Here is an 18,234-nt window from a genome sequence, read left to right on the forward strand (position 1 = left end):
GAGACACCCCAGAAGGTGCTGCCATGCAAGATGACGTGATCCTTCAGATATCGAACCTCAGCAAGTCCTTTGGCCCGGTCAAGGCGCTGCGAGGGATCGATTTTGAACTCCGCAAGGGGGAAATCCACGCGATTGCAGGCGAAAACGGTGCAGGCAAGTCGACCCTGATGAACGTGATCGACGGGATTTTGCAGCCGGACAGCGGGCAGATCGTTCTGAACGGCAAAGCAGTCAAAATCTCGTCACCAACGATGGCGCAGCAACTGGGTATCGGTTTCGTTCATCAGGAAATCGCGCTGTGTCCGGATGTGTCGGTGGCCGAGAATATCTTCATGGCCAAGACCAATGTCAGCCGGTCCTGGCTGATGGATTATTGCAAACTGGAACATGACGCCGTGGATGTGTTTCGCCAGCTCAGCGATATCGACCCATCGGTTCTGGTGAAAAACCTCTCGATCTCGAACCAGCAACTGGTTGAGATTGCAAAGGCCTTGACGCTTGATTGCCGCATTCTGATCCTGGATGAACCTACTGCCGCACTCACGGAAACCGAGGCTCAGACCCTTTTTGGGATCATGCGCAATCTGGCGGATCAGGGGATCTCGATCATCTATATTTCGCACCGTATGGTCGAGATTTTCGACAATTGCGACCGGGTGTCGGTGTTCCGGGACGGTCAGCATATAGTCACGAACAATGTGGCCGATGTTCAGCCCAGTGATGTGGTCAACGCGATGGTCGGGCGGGTGATCGATAATCTCTACCCCAACAAACAGGAGGTGCCCTTAGATCAGGTCATCCTCGACGTGCGCAGCCTGACCGAAGCGAAGCGGTTTCGTGATGTGTCATTCACGCTGAATAAGGGTGAAATTCTGGGTATTGCCGGTCTGATCGGCGCTGGTCGCAGCGAGATCGTCAAGGGCATCTGCCAGATTGAGGGCGAGGTGACCGGACAAATCTGGCTGAACGGTGAAGAGCTGAAGCTGCGCAATTACCAGGACAGTATCGCCAAGGGGATGGTGTACCTGTCCGAGGATCGCAAAGGGGATGGGGTGTTCCTGGACCTGCCGATTGCCGCCAACGTTTCGGCGCTGAATTTGGAACAGGTGGCCAACGGGATCGGTTTGATCCAGCCAGACACTGAAGAGGCGCAGGCCGAAGTATTGGGGCGCAAGCTGAACCTCAAGTGCGGGTCGTTGAGTGATCCGGTTTCATCTCTGTCGGGGGGAAATCAGCAAAAGGTGGCGCTGGCCAAGATGCTCTCGGTCAACCCGCGCCTGATCTTTTTGGATGAACCGACCCGTGGGGTTGATGTGGGCGCGAAATCCGAGATTCACCGCATCCTGCGCGATCTGGCCAATGATGGCGTGGGGATCGTGGTGATCTCATCCGAATTGCCCGAACTGATCGGTGTCTGCGACCGGGTGCTGGTGGTGCGCGAAGGACGCATCAGCGGGCAGGTCACGGACGATGAGATGACAGAAGAAAACATCATGCACCTAGCCTCGGTCATGGACGCGCAGGCCTCGATCGCATGAGCGGAGAGACGAATATGGACAACACCGTAAATCTGGCCGAAGCGGGTGCAACCGGCAACACGCCTCTGCTGAAACGCCTGTTTCGGATGCGCGAGACAGGGCTGATCGTCATCATTCTGGCGCTGTTCCTGATTATGTCCTTTGCCTCGCCCTATTTTCTGACCTGGGCCAATATGCGCGCCATGTCGATGGCATTTGCCGTCGATGGCCTGCTGGTGATTGGGATGACGATCCTGCTGATTTCGGGCGGGATCGATCTGTCGGTGGGGTCAGTGACGGCACTGGCGATGGTGATCGCGGGGTGGCTGTTCCTCAGCGGAATTGACCCTTGGGTCGCCTCGGTCATGGCGATTGCGCTGTGTACGGGGATCGGAGCTTTTATGGGGTTCTTCGTGACCAAGGTAGGGCTGCACCATTTCATCGTGTCGCTCGCGATCATGGTGATCGCGCGGGGCGCTTGCCTGCTATTCACCGGAGGGCGACCACTGGGCCTTTATACCCTGCCGCCCGAGTTCAAATTCATCGGGCAGGGCACCATCGGCCCGATCCCGATCGTGATCGTGATCTTTCTGGTCTTCGTGATCGCTTTCGACTTCATGCTGCGCCGGACGACCATGTTCCGCAAAGTGTTCTACACCGGCAGCAACGAGAAAGCCGCCGCCTATTCCGGCATTCGCACCAAAAAGGTGATCTTCCTGACCACCACCCTGTGTTCGACGCTGTGCGGTATCGCGGGCATCATCTACATGGCCCGGTTTGGCTCGGCCCAGCCCACGTTCGGGTTAGGGCTGGAGCTGACCATCATCGCCGCAGCCGTCATCGGCGGGGCCAGCCTGAACGGCGGCTCGGGGTCTATCCTGGGTGCAATCCTCGGCGTGATCCTTCTGTCATTGGTGTCCAGTTCGCTGGCGCTGCTGGACGTGTCGGTCTACTGGCAGGACATCATCCGCGGTTCGATCCTGCTGGCGGCGGTGACCATCGACCACTACCTGAACAAAAGGCGCGGGTGATGGTCGATAAGAAGAATGACTTTGAACTGATCCGGCAGATCCACACCGTCCTGGTCCTGCATTACCTTGAGGGCAAGAAACAGGCCGATATCGCGCGCGACCTGAACCTGTCGAATTCCAAGGTCAATCGCCTGATCACTCAGGGCCGCAAGATGGGCATGGTCAAGATCGACATCGAGAGCCCGTTCGAGACGCTGATGGATATCGAGCGTGGCTTGACCGGCTCGACCAGCCTTTCAGAAGTTATCGTGACGCCATCGGTTGCGGGCAGTGCGGAAACAACTCTGCAGCAAGTCGGTCGCGCAGCCGCAAACCACCTGCTTGAGACATTGCGTGATGGGGATGTCATTGCGATCACCGGGGGTAAAGCGGTCAGTGCCACAGTTGAGGTGCTGCAGGCTGAGCGTGCCTTTGACGTGACCGTTGTACCGCTGACGGGTGGAATTCAGGGCAAGCACTATACAGACGTTAACCATCTGGCGACGCAGATGGCGGATCGGCTGGGCGGTAAATCCATGCTGCTGCACGCGCCGCTGTTCGCCGAAAGCCGCGATCAGCGGGATATGCTGGAACAGGTGTCCTCGATCCGCGAAGTGCTGGACCTCGCCCGTCGCGCCAATGTGGCGCTGGTGGGTGTCGGGTCAATCGAGCCCGAAGGTTCCAGCTACTACGACTTGCATCCGGTGCCCGAGGCAGACCGCAAGATGCTGATGGGCATGGGTGTGATCGGAGAGTTCCTTGCTCATCTGATCCATATCGACGGATCTGTGTCGAATTATGCGCTGAATTCGCGGTTGGTCTCGGTTGCGCCGACCGATCTGACTCCATGCACACGAGTGATCGGTGTTAGTGCGGGGGCACAAAAAGTATTGCCGATCAAGGCGGTGCTGAACGGAAAGTTTCTCAATTCGCTGATCCTGGACGAAGATACAGCGACCGCAGTCATACAGGAAATGGAAGGAACACGAGATGTCGCATGAGATGCTGACTCGCGAAATCGGAGCATCCGGGATCGAAGCCTCGGTCATCGGGCTGGGCACATGGGCCATCGGTGGCTGGATGTGGGGCGGCACGGATGAGGCAAAATCCATCGCCGCCATTCAGGCCTCGGTCGATGCGGGCGTGACACTCATCGACACGGCGCCTGCCTATGGGCAGGGTGTGGCCGAGGATATTGTGGGCAAAGCGCTGAAAGGCCGCCGCGACAAGGTGGTGCTGGCCACCAAATGCGGGCTGGTTTGGCACACGCGAAAGGGCAACCATTTCTTCGACTATGACGGCAAGCCGGTGCATCGCTATCTGGGCAAGGACGCGATTATCTATGAGGTCGAACAAAGCCTGACCCGTCTGGGCACCGACTATATCGACCACTACATCACCCACTGGCAGGACCCGACCACCCCCATCGCTGAGACGATGGAGGCACTGGAGACCCTGAAACAGCAGGGCAAGATCCGGTCCATAGGGGCCAGCAACACCTCGGCAGACGAGGTCAAAGCTTATGTGGCCGCCGGTCAGCTGGATGCGATTCAGGAAGAATATTCGATGGTCAAACGCGACATCGAAGGCACGCTGCTGCCCGTATGTCGTGAGAATGGCGTGTCGGTTCTCAGCTACTCCTCGCTGGCCTTGGGCCTGCTCAGCGGCAAGATCGGCCCGGATCGAGAGTTTACGGGTGACGATCAGCGTAAGGACAATCCACGTTTCTCCATGTCGAACCGGCAGAAAGTGGCGGATCTGATGCAGACCATCGCACCCATTGCCGAAGCACATGGCGCGACGCTGGCGCAGACGGTCATTGCGTGGACGGTGCAGCAGCCGGGGATCACCTTCTCGCTATGCGGCGCGCGCGATGCGGCGCAGGCGGTCGAGAATGCAAAGGCCGGTCGGTTGCGTCTGACCGAGGCCGAGATTGCCGAAATCGACACCCAGGCCCGCGCGCATCTGAGCGATCTGGACAGCTAAGCCCTGAACCCCGCGAGAAACAGGATCACCATGTCAGAACAACGACAACAAAACCTGGCAAATCTGCGCAAAAACGCCGCGTTTGACGTGGTGGTTGTCGGCGGGGGGGTCAACGGCATTGGGGTCTACCGCGAGCTGGCCCTGCAGGGCCTTCGGGTGCTTCTGGTTGAACGGAATGACTTTGCCTCGGGCTGTAGTGCAGCGCCCTCGCGGATGATCCATGGAGGGCTTCGTTATCTGGAGAATGGTGAGTTCGATCTGGTGCGGGAATCCCTGCAGGAACGCGATGCCCTACTTCTGAACGCACCGCATATGGTGCGGCCCTTGCCGACGGTCATTCCAATCACCTCGGTGTTTTCGGGTATGTTCAACGCAGCGGCCAGCTTTGTTGGCTGGCAGGGCAAGCCTTCGAGCCGGGGCGCAGTGCCGATCAAACTGGGCCTGTCGCTTTATGATTGGGTAACGCGCAAGCGGCGCATCCTGCCCAGGCATCATTTCAACAGCGCCGGCCAGACCCGCAAGGACTGGCCCGCTTTGACCCCAAAGGCCACACGCTCGGCGGTGTATTATGATGCCCAGATCACCCATCCTGAGCGGCTGTGCGTTGAGATGATCCGCGATGTCGCGGCCGAGGCCTCGGACTGCATCGCGCTGAACTATGCGGAAATGACGCGGGATGGCGATAGCTATTCCGTCACCGACCGGCGCAGCGGTGCCACTGTGCCAGTGATGCCGAAAGTGATCGTCAACGCCACCGGAGCGTGGCTTGATGACACGGTCAATGGGCTGGGTGGCCGGGTCAATGAACGGATGGTCTCGGGCACCAAGGGCTCGCATCTGATCGTTGATAACCCGGCGCTGCTGCAGGCGCTTGGTGGGCACATGGTATATTTTGAAAACACCGACGGCCGGGTGTGCATCGTGTTCCCCTATCAAGGCAAGGTCCTGGCCGGATCGACCGATATCCGCGTTGACAAGGCCGAACGGGTGCGGTGTGAGCCCGACGAGCTGGACTATATCCTGGGTTCGCTGCGACTGGTGTTTCCGGGGGTCGAGATCACGCTTGATCAGGTGGTGTTTAGCTATAGCGGCATCCGCCCGCTGCCGCGCAGTGATCAGGATTTCACCGGGCGCATCTCGCGCGGGCATGATACGCGGCGGCTGGACGGGGATGTGCCACAATTCTGCATGGTCGGCGGCAAATGGACCACGTTCCGCGCCTTTGGTGAACAAGCCGCAGATGAGGTGATGGCTGAGTTGGAGCACACACGCCGGGCCTCGACCCTTGGGCTGCCCATTGGCGGCGGTGCGCAATTCCCTGATGATCGTGAGAGCTTGAAATCCCGTCTGGTTGCGGATTTTCGCATCGCACCCGAGCGCGCACATCACCTGATGGAGCACTATGGGACACAAGCGGATGACGTGGCGCAGTTCTGCCAGTCGGTTCAGGACGCACCGCTCACGCAAGGATGCCTCTATACACGCGCCGAAATCATCTGGCTGACGCGCACCGAATATGTCGAGACCCTGTCCGACATCGTACTGCGCCGGACCGCGTTGGCTATCACGGGGCAAATCTCGAACGCCCTGCTGGCACAGCTTGCCGATGTCTTTGCCCACGAGCGCGGCCTTAGCCCGCAAGAGACCAACGATCAAAAACAAGCACTTATTCACGAATTGTCCGAGTTCTATGGCGTCACCGCCGAGGCTCTGGCCGCGCGAAACAAGAAACGGAGAACAGAATGCGTGTAAGCACCAAGGCCCGGATGAACCGGATGTTTACCAATGGGGGCTGTCTGGACGTGGCGATTGACCACGGGGTCTGTAATGAGCCCAGCTTCATGGTTGGGCTTGAGGATATGGCCAGTGTCATGGACACGCTGATAGGGGCCAAGCCGGACGCGATCCAGTGTGCCTATGGTCAGGCGGATCTGCTGCAATCGCGGCCCGAAAAGGACAAGCCCGCGCTGGTGATGCGGATCGACATGGGCAACCCCTATAACGATCAGCGCCACCGGGTCATGTGGTCGATGCTGCAAAACGCCGACGAGCCGATCATCGGCGCGCTTGAGATGGATGCGGCCGCCGTAGTCGTGAACCTGTTCATGCTGCCAGATGAGCCCGAGCTGTTCCGTCAGTGCGTCGAAAACATCAGCAAGGTGCGCGCGGCCTGCCACAAATATGGCATGCCGCTGATGATCGAACCTCTGGTCATGCTGCCCAATGATGTGCGTGGCGGTTATCAGGTGGATGGCAATGCCGAAAAGATCGTGACGCTGGTGCGACTGGCCTCGGAAATGGGGGCGGACATCATCAAGGCCGACCCCACGGAAAACCCCGAGGACTTTCATCGCGTGATCGAGGCTGCGCGCGTGCCGGTTCTGGTCCGTGGCGGTGGCAAGGAAGATCTCAAGAACGTGCTAATGAAGTCCGCGGCCCTTATGGCACAAGGCGCGCAGGGGATGGTTTATGGCCGCAATATCTATCAGCACGACAACCCTAAGGCGGTTGTGGCGGCGCTGATGGCGATGATCCACAATGGCGCCAGTGGCGAAGAAGCGTGGGATATCTATAACCGTGGCTAAGGACGGGTATATTCTGGGGCTGGATGCGGGGAATACGGTCATCAAGGCCGTGCTCTTCGATCTGCAGGGCCGCCCCGTGGCGATGCAGGCGCTCGACGGTCAATCCTCGACCCCTCAGCCTGGGCATGTGGAACGCGACCTGAATGAGCTATGGTCCAATGCCCGGCAGGTAATCGCCGGATGCATCGAAAAGGCCAGGATTGCGCCCGATCAGATCATCGGTGTGGGCTGCGCGGGCCATGGCAACGGGCTTTATCTGCTGGACAAGGCAGGCAAACCTTTGGTGGGCATCCAGTCTCTGGATACCCGCGCCGCCGGATTGGCCGAGGAACTTTCCGAAGCCGCAGGCGATGCGCTGCATGTGCTGTGCCTGCAGAAACCGTGGCCGTCCCAGACGCCAGTCTTACTGGCCTGGATCAAACGCCACCGGCCCGATGTCTATGCGCAAACCGGCACGGTCATGCTGTGTAAGGATTTCATCACCTACAAATTGACGGGTGAACGGGTCAGTGAGATCTCGGATATGTCCGGTTGTGGCCTGACGCAAATGCCGGATTGTACCTATGATGACGGGTTGCTGGCGCTCTACGGCCTTGGCGATGCGCGCGATATGATGCCGCCCCTAATCGACCCGGCGGAGATTGCTGGAACCGTCAGCGCCGAGGCCGCGAAAGCAACCGGTCTGACCGCAGGTACGCCTGTGATCGGCGGCTATTTCGACGTAGTTTCCAGTGCGATGGGGTCAGGCGTTGTCCGCGCCGGAGAGGCCTCGATCATCGCAGGGACGTGGAGCATCAATCAGGTTTTCTCGGATACGCCGGCGGTTAATGACGATCTGTTCATGGTCTCGGGCTTCGGACCAGACCGCTTCGTGAATATCGAGGCCAGCGCCACCTCGGCGGCTAATCTAGAATGGTATGTGCGTGAATTTGTCGAACGCGGCGCGCATCACGATGACCCGTTCGGATACTGCAATGTCAAAGTGGCCGAGGTCACGCCCGCAGCGGATGATCCGTTTTTTCACCCGTTCCTCTATGGCTCGGCGCAGGGGGCGTCGTTCCGGGGCGGGTTCTATGGCGTTGCCGGCTGGCATGGCGAAGGTCATATGCTGCGGGCCTTGTTCGAAGGCGTGCTTTTCGAGCATCGCCGACACATCGAAGTTCTGAAATCCGCAGAGGTCAGTTTCGATCGGGCGGTTCTGTCCGGCGGCGGATCGCGCAGCCCGGTCTGGCCGCAGATGTTCGCCGATTGCCTCGGCGTTCCGATTTACGTGGCCGAAGCGCAGGAAACCGGAGCCTTGGGTGCGGCCATCGGGGTTTCGGTCGCCACAGGCACCTACGGATCGTACGAAGAGGCCATCACCCAAATGACCCGCCGCAAGTCCGAGTTCCAGCCGGACACCGAAATGCAAGCGCACTACGACGCCCGGTATGCGCAGTATCTCGCGCTGATCAAGGCGATGCGCGGGTTTTGGGACTCCGCTCAGAAAACAATCGAAGGGTAAGCAAATGAAAGCTGTAGGTTTTTTGAAATCACTACCAATTGAAGCACAGGACAGCTTGTTGGATGTGGACCTTCCAGAACCGGAGGTGTTGCCCAACGATCTTCTGGTGGAGATTGAGGCGATCTCGGTCAACCCCGCAGATGCCAAACGCCGCATCCGCACCGCAGCGGAGCAGGACCATGCGGAGCCGTTCATTCTGGGATATGACGCTGTTGGCATTGTTCGCGATAAAGGGCCCGAAGTTACGGGTTTCACCAAGGGCGACCGGGTTTGGTATGCAGGCGATGCCAATCGCGCCGGGTCCTATGCTGCGTTTCAGGCGGTCGATCATCGGATTGCGTCACAGGCGCCGTCCTCGGTCAGCCCGGCGGCAGCGGCATCATTGCCCTTGGTCTCGCTGACCGCGTGGGAGATGCTGTTTGACCGGCTGCAAGTGCCGACAAACGAGGCGCCTTCCAGTCTGTTGGTTATCGGCGGGGCCGGCGGGGTCGGATCGATTACCGTGCAACTGGCGCGCAAGCTGACCGGTCTACATCTGATCGCAACCGCCTCGCGCCAGGAAACGGAAGACTGGTGCCGGGATATGGGCGCGCATCAGGTGGTCAACCACCGCGATCTGATTGCCGAGGTACGGGCGGCGGGACACGAAACCGTAAGCTATATCACCCAATATGCCGACACCGCGCAGCATTGGGACGCCATGTGCGAGTTGATCGCGCCGCAGGGCCGGATTGGCACCATCGTCGAGACCCCTGAAAAGCTGGACATTTCAGCCCTGCAAGGAAAGTCTGCCGCGCTGATATGGGAATTGATGTTCACCCGATCTCTGTTCGGTACCGCGGATATGGCGCGGCAGGGGCAGATATTGGCCCGGGTTGCCCGCCTGGTCGATGACGGGATCATCCGCACGACCGAGCAGAAAACGCTGCACGGCTTGTCTGCGGCTACGTTGAAAAAGGCACATGCGATCATTGAAACCGGTCGCATGATCGGCAAGCTTGTCGTCGCGTACTAACCAGAAAGACCGGGAATTCATGACCGACGCGCGGAAACTTGATGGGGATTACGACTATGTCATCGTTGGCGCGGGCACGGCGGGTTGCGTTCTGGCTAATCGCCTGACCGAGGATCCCAATACGCGGGTCCTGCTGCTTGAGGCCGGCGGATCCGACAACTACCACTGGGTTCATATTCCGGTGGGCTACCTCTATTGCATTGGCAATCCGCGCACGGACTGGATGATGAAGACCGCGCCTGAGCCGGGGCTGAACGGGCGCTCTCTGGTGTATCCAAGGGGCAAGGTTCTGGGCGGATGCACCTCGGTCAACGGCATGATCTACATGCGCGGGCAGGCGGCGGACTACGATCACTGGCGGCAGCTGGGCAATACCGGTTGGGGTTGGGATGACGTGCTGCCCTATTTCCTCAAATCCGAAGATCACCATGCCGGTGACAGCGATATGCATCGCGGTGGAGGAGAGTGGAAGGTTTCAAAGCAGCGTCTGGAATGGGACATTCTGAAAGCAGTTCAGGAAGGCGCCAAAGAATTCGGCATCATGCCACGCGCGGATTTCAACGATGGCAGCAATGAAGGCACAGGTTTTTTTGAGGTCAATCAACGCAACGGTGTGCGCTGGAATACGGCCAAAGGGTTCCTCCGGCTGGCGATGAAACGCCCCAACCTGCGGGTCCTGACTCACGCGGAAACAGAGACGCTGCTGTTTGACGGCAAGCAGGTGACGGGCGTGCGCTACGTGCAAAAGGGCATTCGCTACGACGCGTTTGCCGGGGCCGAGGTGTTGCTGGCCGCCGGTGCGATCAACTCGCCCAAAATCCTGGAACTTTCGGGTGTTGGGCGGGGCGACGTTCTGACCGAACATGGGATCGCCCTGCACCTCGAAAGCCCGGGCGTGGGTGAAAACCTGCAGGACCATCTGCAAATTCGGACAGTGTTCAAGGTTCAGAACGCAAAAACCCTGAACACGATGGCGAACTCACTGGTCGGTAAGGCCAAAATCGCGCTGCAATACGGGCTGACCCAGTCAGGCCCGATGTCGATGGCCCCCAGCCAGTTTGGGATGTTTACCAAATCCAACCCTGATCTGGCCACGCCCGATCTGGAATACCACGTGCAACCCCTGTCGACCGACAAGCTGGGCGATCCGCTGCACCGGTTCCCGGCCATCACTGTCTCGGTCTGTAATCTGCGACCTGAAAGCGTGGGAAACTGCCATATTCAGGGAAGGGACACCACATCCCAGCCCGATATTCGCCTGAATTACCTGTCGACCGAGAATGACAGGCGGGTCGCAGCGAAATCCGTGCGGCAGGCGCGGATGATCATGACGGCCAAGGCGTTGAGCCCATATCAGCCCGAAGAAATCCTACCTGGACCGACGATGGAGACCGAAGACGATCTGGTAAAGGGCGTAGGCGACATAGCCACCACGATTTTCCACCCTGTCGGCACCTGCAAAATGGGCTCGGACCCCGCTGCCGTGGTCGGCACGGACCTTCGGGTGCACGGGTTGACTGGAGTGCGGGTGGTTGACGCGTCGATCATGCCCAAGATTGTCTCGGGCAATACGGCCTCACCTGTTGTGATGATCGCTGAAAAAGCGGCGGATATGATCCGCAAGAGAGCTTGAAATATGAATGAGATTGTAATCATCGCACGCATCATTCCGGAAGACGGTCAGTCAGATATAGTGCGTGCCGCCATCGAGGAATTGGCATTTGCCAGCCGTGAGGAGGCAGGTAATAAAGGCTATGATGTGTTCGTTTCACCCCACCGAAGGTCAGAGTTTCTGATCCACGAGATTTGGTCTGGCGCTCAGGCGATCATCAATCACGGGCGCATGTCACACATGGTCCGGTTCAAGGAGGCCGTAAACGGAAAGGCCCAAATTTCCGTTCAAAAGTTGGCGAAGCTTTAGGCGCTGCGGGATTCGTTTTTTCGATTTTTCGCAGAGTTTCAGAAAGGTTTTTCTCTCTTTTTCTAACCGGATTTCAGAGAGGCCGTTCGCCTGCCGAGTGTTTGAGTTTGTTTTGGAAAAATATCTAATATTATCAATGTATTGCGGGATCATCAGACTGATCTCGAACGTCAATTTTTTTCATTGAAGAGTCGTCAAGAAAGTTGACTAAGTAAGAGTAAATGATAATAATAACACTTACTGCAATAAATTTCAGATTCAGTTCCTGAGGAGAGGTGCTGACTGGGATCGCGGCTTTGGAGCGCATCGCTCCGGATCGACCGCACTCTGGAGAAAACAAAAGGGAAGAGAGAAATATGCAGCGGAGGAATGTACTAAAGGCGGGCCTGCTGGCAACGACACTGACATTTGTAGGTGGGGCAGGGGCATTTGCTGAGGATGGCAAGCGGATCGCGTTCTTTGTGTCTGACTTGTCGAACGTGTTTCACCAGTCTCAGGCGGCTGAAGCAGAGCGCTATGCCAAGGAAAAATACGGGGCCGAGGTTGTGGTGTTTGACGGGCAGGCGGATTCTGCCGTGATGACCCAGAATGTCGATCAGGTTGTTGCGGGTGGTTTCGATGCCGCCACATTGCATATTTGGGATGCCGAGGCCGCGACGCCCGGCGTTGAAGACGCGCTGGCCGATGATGTCGTGATGACCTCGTTCTTCAGCCCAATTACCGATACCGGCATCCCGACCGCGCGCAGTGACGAGGCGGCGGTGTCTTTCGAGATGGGCGCGCAGATGGCGAAAGCTTGGAAAGAGGCGCATCCCGACAAGCCCATCGTGATGGTGCAGTTGGGTTGGCCGAACCATACCGAGGTGAATTCGGGCCGGACCGCGCCTTTTGCCGAAGGAGTACTGTCGGTTGACCCGGATGCGGAAAATCTGGGCGCGCTGGATTCGAGCAAGGGTCAGGAAGCTGCGAAACAGATCATCGTGGACCTGCTGACGCAGCGGCCCGAAGTAAACTTGATTTACTCCGAGGCCTCTAACTTGACCGTTGGCACAATGGCCGGTCTGGCGCAACTAGGGCGCGGTAAGTTCGACAACGGAAAGCCTCTGACCGAAATCGTGGCGAGCGTCGACTTTGACTCGGTCGAGTTCGACCAGGTCTATGACCCGAATTCCAGCCTCAAAGTCTCGATGGGTCTGCCGCCGGTTGAAACCGCACAAGGCCGCATTGACCTGATCATGGATGTGCTTGATGGTAAGGTTCAGCCAACCTCGGACACTGCTGAAGAATTCTTCTACAAGGCCTACACCGTGTCCTACTGGTCGATGCCGAAAGAAGAGGCCGAACAGTGGTTGAAAGATCAGTTCGGCAGCTGACCGGCTGATCTGTCATTCGTCCAACATCGGGATCTGCGTATGGGTCCCGGTGTTGGTGGCAAAACAATCAAACTTGGATAAGCTGACATCAAGGCGCGGCCATTTTGCGCCTTCTGGAACGGCGCGGGCAAAAAGGGGATGATCGTGCAGAATGCTTTTGCCGAAAACGCGCAGGAAAAAGCACTATCTGTCAGAGAGTTGACCAAGGACTATCCTGGCGTGCGGGCTGTGGATACCGTGTCTTTCGACATTGAACGCAACACCGTGCATTGCCTTGTCGGCGAGAACGGGGCCGGAAAATCGACCATTGTAAAGATGCTGACCGGCGCGCTGGCCCCGACCAGCGGTTCGATGGCCATTCTGGGTCAGAGTTTTGAGCCGAACAGTACGCAGGACGCCCGCGAAAGCGGTGTGGGGACGCTGTTTCAGGAACTGCATGTGGTCGATCAGCTGACCGTTCTTGAGAACCTGACCTTGGGGATGGAGGCCAGCCGGTTTGGCTTTTTGGTCAAGTCCAACCTTGAAGATCGTGTCGTCGAAACCCTTGCCGCGATAGAACCGACGATTGACCCCAAAGCGCGTGTTTCATCGCTGAGTGTGGCGCAGAAACAGATTGTCGAGATTGCCCGCGCGGCCTCTTCCGGGGCTAGTATTATCATTATGGATGAACCCACCGCTGCCCTGTCGGAGCGCGAGGTTGAACGGCTTTTTGGGGTCATCCGCCGTCTGCGGGACTCGGATGTGACGGTCATCTATATCTCGCATAAATTGGATGAGATTTTTGAGCTGGGCGATAACGTTACCGTCCTGCGCGATGGCAAGCACATCGCTACAAAACCTCTGGCAGACGTGAATGGTCGCCCAGAGTTAATCGAGATGATGGTCGGCCGTGCGATTACCCATGAATATGAACCGCGTGGTGAGATCGCGGGTAAACCGGTGCTAACGGTCAAGGGGCTGACCAACCACCTGCTGAAAGACGTGTCTTTTCACGTGAAAGGGGGTGAGATCGTCGGCTTTTACGGTCTGGTCGGCGCAGGTAAGACCGAGGTTGCGCGCGCCATCTATGGGGCCGACAAAGCCGACGGGCGGATCGATTTCAAGGGCCGCAAACGTGCGGCTTCTCCCAAGGAGGCTATCGCCGCAGGCATCGCTCTGGTGCCCGAGGAGCGGCGTACGCAGGGTCTGTTCACCGAACTCACGATCCGGCGCAACATTCCGATCATGAAGATCCGTAAACTGGCCAGTTTCGGCGTTTTTCAGGATGAGCGTGAGAAAGAAGTCGCCCGCGAATATGTCGGCAAGCTGGGGATCGCAACGAATTCGATTGAGAAATATGCCGAGAAACTCTCGGGCGGGAACCAGCAAAAGGTAGTCCTGTCGAAATGCCTGTTTGCAGATGCGGATATGCTGTTGCTCGACGAACCCACACGCGGCGTCGATGTGGGCGCGAAATCCGAAATCTACGACCTGATCCGCGATCTGGCCAACAATGGCCGCGCGATCTGCATCTTTTCATCCGAACTCGAAGAGGTGCTGGGTATCTGCGACCGGGTTTTCCTGATGTACGACGGGCGCATCCAGGCTGAAATCAAGAACGGGACAGAGGTCGACATTCAGCATATCCTGAATGTTGTAACCGGCGGGGGCGGTGAAAACAAATGACCGATCAGGCAGTTGCAGGCCGCAGGCTGGCCAAACAGGACAACAGGCTGAGCGATGAGATGTTCATCACGTCTCTGGTGGCCGGGGCCGCTGTGGCGTTGTTCCTGCTGGCGTCCATTCTGGTGCCGAATTTCTTTCAGTTTCAGAATGTTGTGAATCTGGTGACAAACAACTGGGCGGTGATCTCGCTGGGCGTTGGGGTCACGTTCCTGCTGGTCTCGGGCAATTTCGACCTGTCGGTCGGAGGTATCGTGGCGCTGTCCGGCGTGCTGGCTGTGTGGTTCGCGCAGGCGACGGATGGGGCCAACGCGCTGTCTTCGGGCTGGGGAATGCCCACGTGGCTGGCAATGGTCTGCGCGCTGATCGGCGCGATGTCGATCGGAGCCGTCAACGCCGCCTTTGTGGTCGCGCTGCGGGTGCCGTCGATCATTGTCACGCTGGGCACGATGATGCTGGCGCGCGGGATCGCTCAGGTGGTCACGCAAGGTTCGCAACGCAACACCAACCTGCCGGCGGATTTCGGGACATTGGGGAACATGACCATGTTCGGCACCTCGATCAAACTGCCGGTGGTGCTAATGGCGACCCTGATCCTTGTGGCAGTGTTTGTCGAACGTAAGACCGTCTTCGGGCGGCTAACCTATCTGATCGGCGCCAACCCCGTCGCCTCGCGCCTGTCGGGGGTCGACAATGCGCGCCATGTCGTCAAGCTATACCTGTTCAGCGCTGTGATGGCTGGGGGGGTGGGTATCCTGCTCGCGTCCGAGTTCAAATCCGGGTTCTCGAACCGCGGCACATTGATGGAGTTTGACGCGCTGGTGATCTCATTGCTGGGCGGTGTTGCAATCGCGGGTGGGTTCGGCTCTGTCATCGGAATGTTCTTTGGCGCGATCATTCTTGCGACAGTGACCTCGGCGGCCACTGGGTTGGTGCTGTCGCCAGACTGGCAATTCACTCTAAAAGCCATCGCCGTGTTCATCGCGATCATGGCCCAGACTTGGGCCTTGGCCCGGAGGCACGCGGGATGACTGATTTGACCCAATCCCCACATTCCGGTGACCGGCTAAAACGGTTCCTGAAAGACTACTACATCTATTTGGTCCTGATCCTTGTGGTCGTAGTGCTCAGCACCGCCAATCTGGACAAGTTCCCGCTGTTCGAGCGCGGCAACTTCCTGAGTGAGCGCAATATCATCAACATTCTGCGCGTTTCGGCCCCGATCCTGACGCTTGCAGGGGCGTTCACGCTGCTGATGATCTCGGGTTATATTGACCTTTCCGTGGGTAGCGCCATGAGCCTTAGCGCGGTGGTCTATGCCCTGTTGGCCATCAACGGTGTACCATTTGTACCTGCCTTTCTGGCAACAGTTTTGGTCGGTGTTCTGTTGGGCGCGATCAACGGCTTTCTTGTGATCCGATTAAAGATTACGCCGGTGATCGCCACGCTGATCACACTGAGCCTCTATAAAGGTATCGCATTATTGTTGGTCGAAGATGGCGTTTCGGCCATAAAATCCGGCGGAGGGTTGAAAATGCCGGGTTGGTTTAACGACTATGGTCGCGATGGCGTATTTTTTGGTCTGCCTTGGGCATTCTGGGTCGCCATTTTGGTCACGATCACAATGATTGTCGCGCAGGATCGGATGAAGTTGGGGAAATACGCGGCAGCAACTGGGGGCAATCCAATGGCGGCGAAATTGTCGGGCATCGATACAGCGCGGACCGTGATCATCCTTTACGTGCTGATTGGCATCTGCGCTGCACTGGCTGGGATCGCGCGGTCCAGTTTTATGTCGCTGGGCGATCCATTGTCAGGTGACGGTATGGAGTTAACCGCTATACTTGTAGTTCTGTTGGGTGGTACTGCCTTCAGTGGCGGTGAAGGGCGTGTTCTGAAGTCCTTTATTGGGGCTCTGATAATTATGTCCCTAACCGTCGGAATGTTGACACTGGTGCCCGCCTATTTCCAAACTCTTGTAGTAGGAGCCGCGTTGTTGCTGGCAGCGGCGTCGAACCATTTGGTGAGCAGAAAGGACAGTGAAAGTTGAACGCAAGCGGACCTGACCCAAAAACCTTGCGCCTGATCGCACGTGTCCTGACCCTGCATTTTCAAGAAGGTCAATTGCAGGCCGAGATCGCAAAAAATCTAAGGTTGTCGACTGCAAAAGTTAACCGGCTTATCAAGCAGGGCCGCGAAATGGGTATGGTCGAATTTCGTATTCACAGCCCGTTTCAGCGGTTGTTCAATCTGGAAAACCAACTGAAACAGCGATGGTCCGGTGTTGAATTTCTTGTGGTCGATACCGTCACCGAGAATGCGGGTACCACGCTGGATTTGGTCGGTAAGGCGGCAGCTCAGCATCTTCAGGACATCGTGAAAGAGGACGATGTCATCGCAATTTCGGGAGGCAAAGCCCTGAGCGTTGTTGCCAATCACCTCCAACCTCAAGGAGCTACGTCGAACATTGTCATACCAATGACGGGCGGTGTTCAGGGACAGCACTATACAGACGTAAACCATCTGGCAACGCGCATTGCAGACGGGCTTGGCGGTACGGCAACTCTTATCCACATTCCATTGCACGCAGATACCAAGGAAGAGCGCGACATGCTCCTGTCGGTCCGTGCGGTCAGCGATGTGCTCAATCAGGCACGGAACGCAAATGTCTCGTTATTGGGGCTGGGTGCAGTAACCGATGAGGATGCGACCTACTACAAAGCTCATCCGTTGTCTGACGAGGAACGGGTAAAGCTGTACAACAGCGGAGTTAGGGCTGAACTGCTCGGGCATCTGGTCGATTGTGAAGGAGAGTTGTGCAGTAGTGCGCTTAACTCCAGACTTGTCAGCCTACCGCTATTAGACGCCAAGTTGGTTCCGATACGAATTGGCGTAGCGAGCGGTAAAGAGAAAGTTGAACCGATCTTAGCTGCATTAAATGGCCAACATATTAATACGTTGGTGGTTGATGAGGTAACGGCCCAATCAGCATTGGATAGTGTGAAAAATAGATAGCATCTCTGCTTCCCCCAGCTCTTCTGAGTGCCTGTATTGCTCTTAGGCAGATCTGACTGGGTTTATAAGACCTAACAGCTCTCGATCGCAGACGCGTGAGATACGCTGGTGCAGATGCTTGGGCAACAAATCCGCTTTACCTCTCTCAATTTCCTCGAGAAACTTCAAAAAAACGGTGCCATCTATAATCTTTTTGCACGTTTAAACGCGACGCCGTTGTTTGGTCGCCCGGGCCTAACCGGCGCATTGCGCCAAAAGGCAATCAGAATAGCGAACTACGCCTTCGAAGATGCGATGTACCGAATGGAAGTACAAAATCTAACAAGAGCAAGAGAGAGATGGGACGTCGAAGCCTACGTGAATAAGACGATTTCTGGTGACATGATCCCAATTGGAACAGGTTATGGTCTGTCCTTGCTGGAGGCTTTCATGATCCACGAAGCTCTTCACATCGCGATGGGTGCTGATGAGGAAGAAAACCAGTCTGGCTAACGTATCTTTGTAAGTCTTTTGAATGGTACATCAGCTATACCAACTGCCTTGGTGGAATTAGCGAAGACCAGCCGGGCCGGAACATCGCGGTCCGTCTGGCACCTAATACTCTTGTGGGGCTAACTCACCCGAGACTGCGGTCGATCATCGAACT

Annotated in this window: 16 protein-coding genes; all 16 read left to right on the top strand. The window is 57.3% G+C overall.

Going from position 1 to position 18,234, the window contains the following annotated elements; genetic code table 11:
- Positions 1-23: 23 nt before the first annotated feature.
- The 16 genes from AC2FNC_RS06335 to AC2FNC_RS06410 all read left to right on the top strand — a co-directional run bounded on the left by AC2FNC_RS06335 (position 24) and on the right by AC2FNC_RS06410 (position 18,080).
- Positions 24-1,538, top strand: coding sequence for a sugar ABC transporter ATP-binding protein (locus AC2FNC_RS06335; protein ID WP_496714835.1), 1,515 nt, complete (start codon positions 24-26; stop codon positions 1,536-1,538).
- A gap of 14 nt (positions 1,539-1,552) precedes the next feature.
- A complete protein-coding gene (locus tag AC2FNC_RS06340; protein ID WP_496714836.1) occupies positions 1,553-2,548 on the top strand; it encodes an ABC transporter permease in 996 nt (331 codons plus the stop codon).
- Entirely contained in the window at positions 2,548-3,528 is a 981-nt protein-coding gene (locus AC2FNC_RS06345; protein ID WP_170538837.1) for a sugar-binding transcriptional regulator, read from the top strand. Before AC2FNC_RS06340 ends, AC2FNC_RS06345 begins: the two co-directional genes overlap by 1 nt.
- Positions 3,518-4,513 (top strand): aldo/keto reductase, encoded by a 996-nt coding sequence (locus tag AC2FNC_RS06350; RefSeq protein WP_496714837.1) that lies wholly within the window; start codon positions 3,518-3,520, stop codon positions 4,511-4,513. Before AC2FNC_RS06345 ends, AC2FNC_RS06350 begins: the two co-directional genes overlap by 11 nt.
- Positions 4,514-4,543: 30 nt before the next feature.
- Positions 4,544-6,265 carry a glycerol-3-phosphate dehydrogenase/oxidase gene (locus AC2FNC_RS06355; protein WP_170770217.1) on the top strand — a complete coding sequence of 574 codons (1,722 nt, stop codon included), beginning with the start codon at positions 4,544-4,546 and terminating at the stop codon, positions 6,263-6,265.
- A complete protein-coding gene (locus tag AC2FNC_RS06360) occupies positions 6,256-7,098 on the top strand; it encodes a class I fructose-bisphosphate aldolase (protein WP_170770219.1) in 843 nt (280 codons plus the stop codon). Before AC2FNC_RS06355 ends, AC2FNC_RS06360 begins: the two co-directional genes overlap by 10 nt.
- A complete protein-coding gene (locus tag AC2FNC_RS06365) occupies positions 7,091-8,602 on the top strand; it encodes an FGGY family carbohydrate kinase (protein WP_170770221.1) in 1,512 nt (503 codons plus the stop codon). Before AC2FNC_RS06360 ends, AC2FNC_RS06365 begins: the two co-directional genes overlap by 8 nt.
- Positions 8,603-8,606: 4 nt before the next feature.
- On the top strand, positions 8,607-9,617 hold the full coding sequence (locus AC2FNC_RS06370; RefSeq protein WP_170770223.1) for a zinc-binding alcohol dehydrogenase family protein: 1,011 nt from the start codon (positions 8,607-8,609) through the stop codon (positions 9,615-9,617).
- 19 nt (positions 9,618-9,636) lie between these two features.
- Positions 9,637-11,250, top strand: a complete 1,614-nt coding sequence (locus AC2FNC_RS06375; protein WP_170770225.1) for a GMC family oxidoreductase N-terminal domain-containing protein — start codon at positions 9,637-9,639, stop codon at positions 11,248-11,250.
- 3 nt (positions 11,251-11,253) lie between these two features.
- Positions 11,254-11,538, top strand: coding sequence for a putative quinol monooxygenase (locus AC2FNC_RS06380; RefSeq protein WP_170770227.1), 285 nt, complete (start codon positions 11,254-11,256; stop codon positions 11,536-11,538).
- Positions 11,539-11,894: 356 nt separating this feature from the next.
- Positions 11,895-12,911 (top strand): sugar ABC transporter substrate-binding protein, encoded by a 1,017-nt coding sequence (locus tag AC2FNC_RS06385; protein ID WP_170538855.1) that lies wholly within the window; start codon positions 11,895-11,897, stop codon positions 12,909-12,911.
- A gap of 144 nt (positions 12,912-13,055) precedes the next feature.
- Complete coding sequence (locus AC2FNC_RS06390) at positions 13,056-14,576, top strand: sugar ABC transporter ATP-binding protein (protein ID WP_496714838.1); 1,521 nt, start codon at positions 13,056-13,058, stop codon at positions 14,574-14,576.
- Positions 14,573-15,604, top strand: a complete 1,032-nt coding sequence (locus AC2FNC_RS06395; RefSeq protein ID WP_170538859.1) for an ABC transporter permease — start codon at positions 14,573-14,575, stop codon at positions 15,602-15,604. Before AC2FNC_RS06390 ends, AC2FNC_RS06395 begins: the two co-directional genes overlap by 4 nt.
- Positions 15,601-16,623, top strand: a complete 1,023-nt coding sequence (locus AC2FNC_RS06400; protein WP_170770231.1) for an ABC transporter permease — start codon at positions 15,601-15,603, stop codon at positions 16,621-16,623. Before AC2FNC_RS06395 ends, AC2FNC_RS06400 begins: the two co-directional genes overlap by 4 nt.
- Complete coding sequence (locus AC2FNC_RS06405) at positions 16,620-17,588, top strand: sugar-binding transcriptional regulator (RefSeq protein WP_170652436.1); 969 nt, start codon at positions 16,620-16,622, stop codon at positions 17,586-17,588. Before AC2FNC_RS06400 ends, AC2FNC_RS06405 begins: the two co-directional genes overlap by 4 nt.
- Before the next feature lie 108 nt (positions 17,589-17,696).
- Complete coding sequence (locus tag AC2FNC_RS06410; RefSeq protein ID WP_170770233.1) at positions 17,697-18,080, top strand: hypothetical protein; 384 nt, start codon at positions 17,697-17,699, stop codon at positions 18,078-18,080.
- Positions 18,081-18,234: the final 154 nt, after the last annotated feature.

The organism is Ruegeria sp. BHSA123 (assembly GCF_059613425.1).

What these genes read in the sequence shown, in the direction of transcription:
- AC2FNC_RS06335 (WP_496714835.1), top strand. Translation starts at nt 24, where the DNA reads ATGCAAGATGACGTGATCCTTCAGATATCGAACCTCAGCAAGTCCTTT.
- AC2FNC_RS06340 (WP_496714836.1), top strand. Translation starts at nt 1,553, where the DNA reads ATGGACAACACCGTAAATCTGGCCGAAGCGGGTGCAACCGGCAACACG.
- AC2FNC_RS06345 (WP_170538837.1), top strand. Translation starts at nt 2,548, where the DNA reads ATGGTCGATAAGAAGAATGACTTTGAACTGATCCGGCAGATCCACACC.
- AC2FNC_RS06350 (WP_496714837.1), top strand. Translation starts at nt 3,518, where the DNA reads ATGTCGCATGAGATGCTGACTCGCGAAATCGGAGCATCCGGGATCGAA.
- AC2FNC_RS06355 (WP_170770217.1), top strand. Translation starts at nt 4,544, where the DNA reads ATGTCAGAACAACGACAACAAAACCTGGCAAATCTGCGCAAAAACGCC.
- AC2FNC_RS06360 (WP_170770219.1), top strand. Translation starts at nt 6,256, where the DNA reads ATGCGTGTAAGCACCAAGGCCCGGATGAACCGGATGTTTACCAATGGG.
- AC2FNC_RS06370 (WP_170770223.1), top strand. Translation starts at nt 8,607, where the DNA reads ATGAAAGCTGTAGGTTTTTTGAAATCACTACCAATTGAAGCACAGGAC.
- AC2FNC_RS06375 (WP_170770225.1), top strand. Translation starts at nt 9,637, where the DNA reads ATGACCGACGCGCGGAAACTTGATGGGGATTACGACTATGTCATCGTT.
- AC2FNC_RS06380 (WP_170770227.1), top strand. Translation starts at nt 11,254, where the DNA reads ATGAATGAGATTGTAATCATCGCACGCATCATTCCGGAAGACGGTCAG.
- AC2FNC_RS06385 (WP_170538855.1), top strand. Translation starts at nt 11,895, where the DNA reads ATGCAGCGGAGGAATGTACTAAAGGCGGGCCTGCTGGCAACGACACTG.
- AC2FNC_RS06395 (WP_170538859.1), top strand. Translation starts at nt 14,573, where the DNA reads ATGACCGATCAGGCAGTTGCAGGCCGCAGGCTGGCCAAACAGGACAAC.
- AC2FNC_RS06400 (WP_170770231.1), top strand. Translation starts at nt 15,601, where the DNA reads ATGACTGATTTGACCCAATCCCCACATTCCGGTGACCGGCTAAAACGG.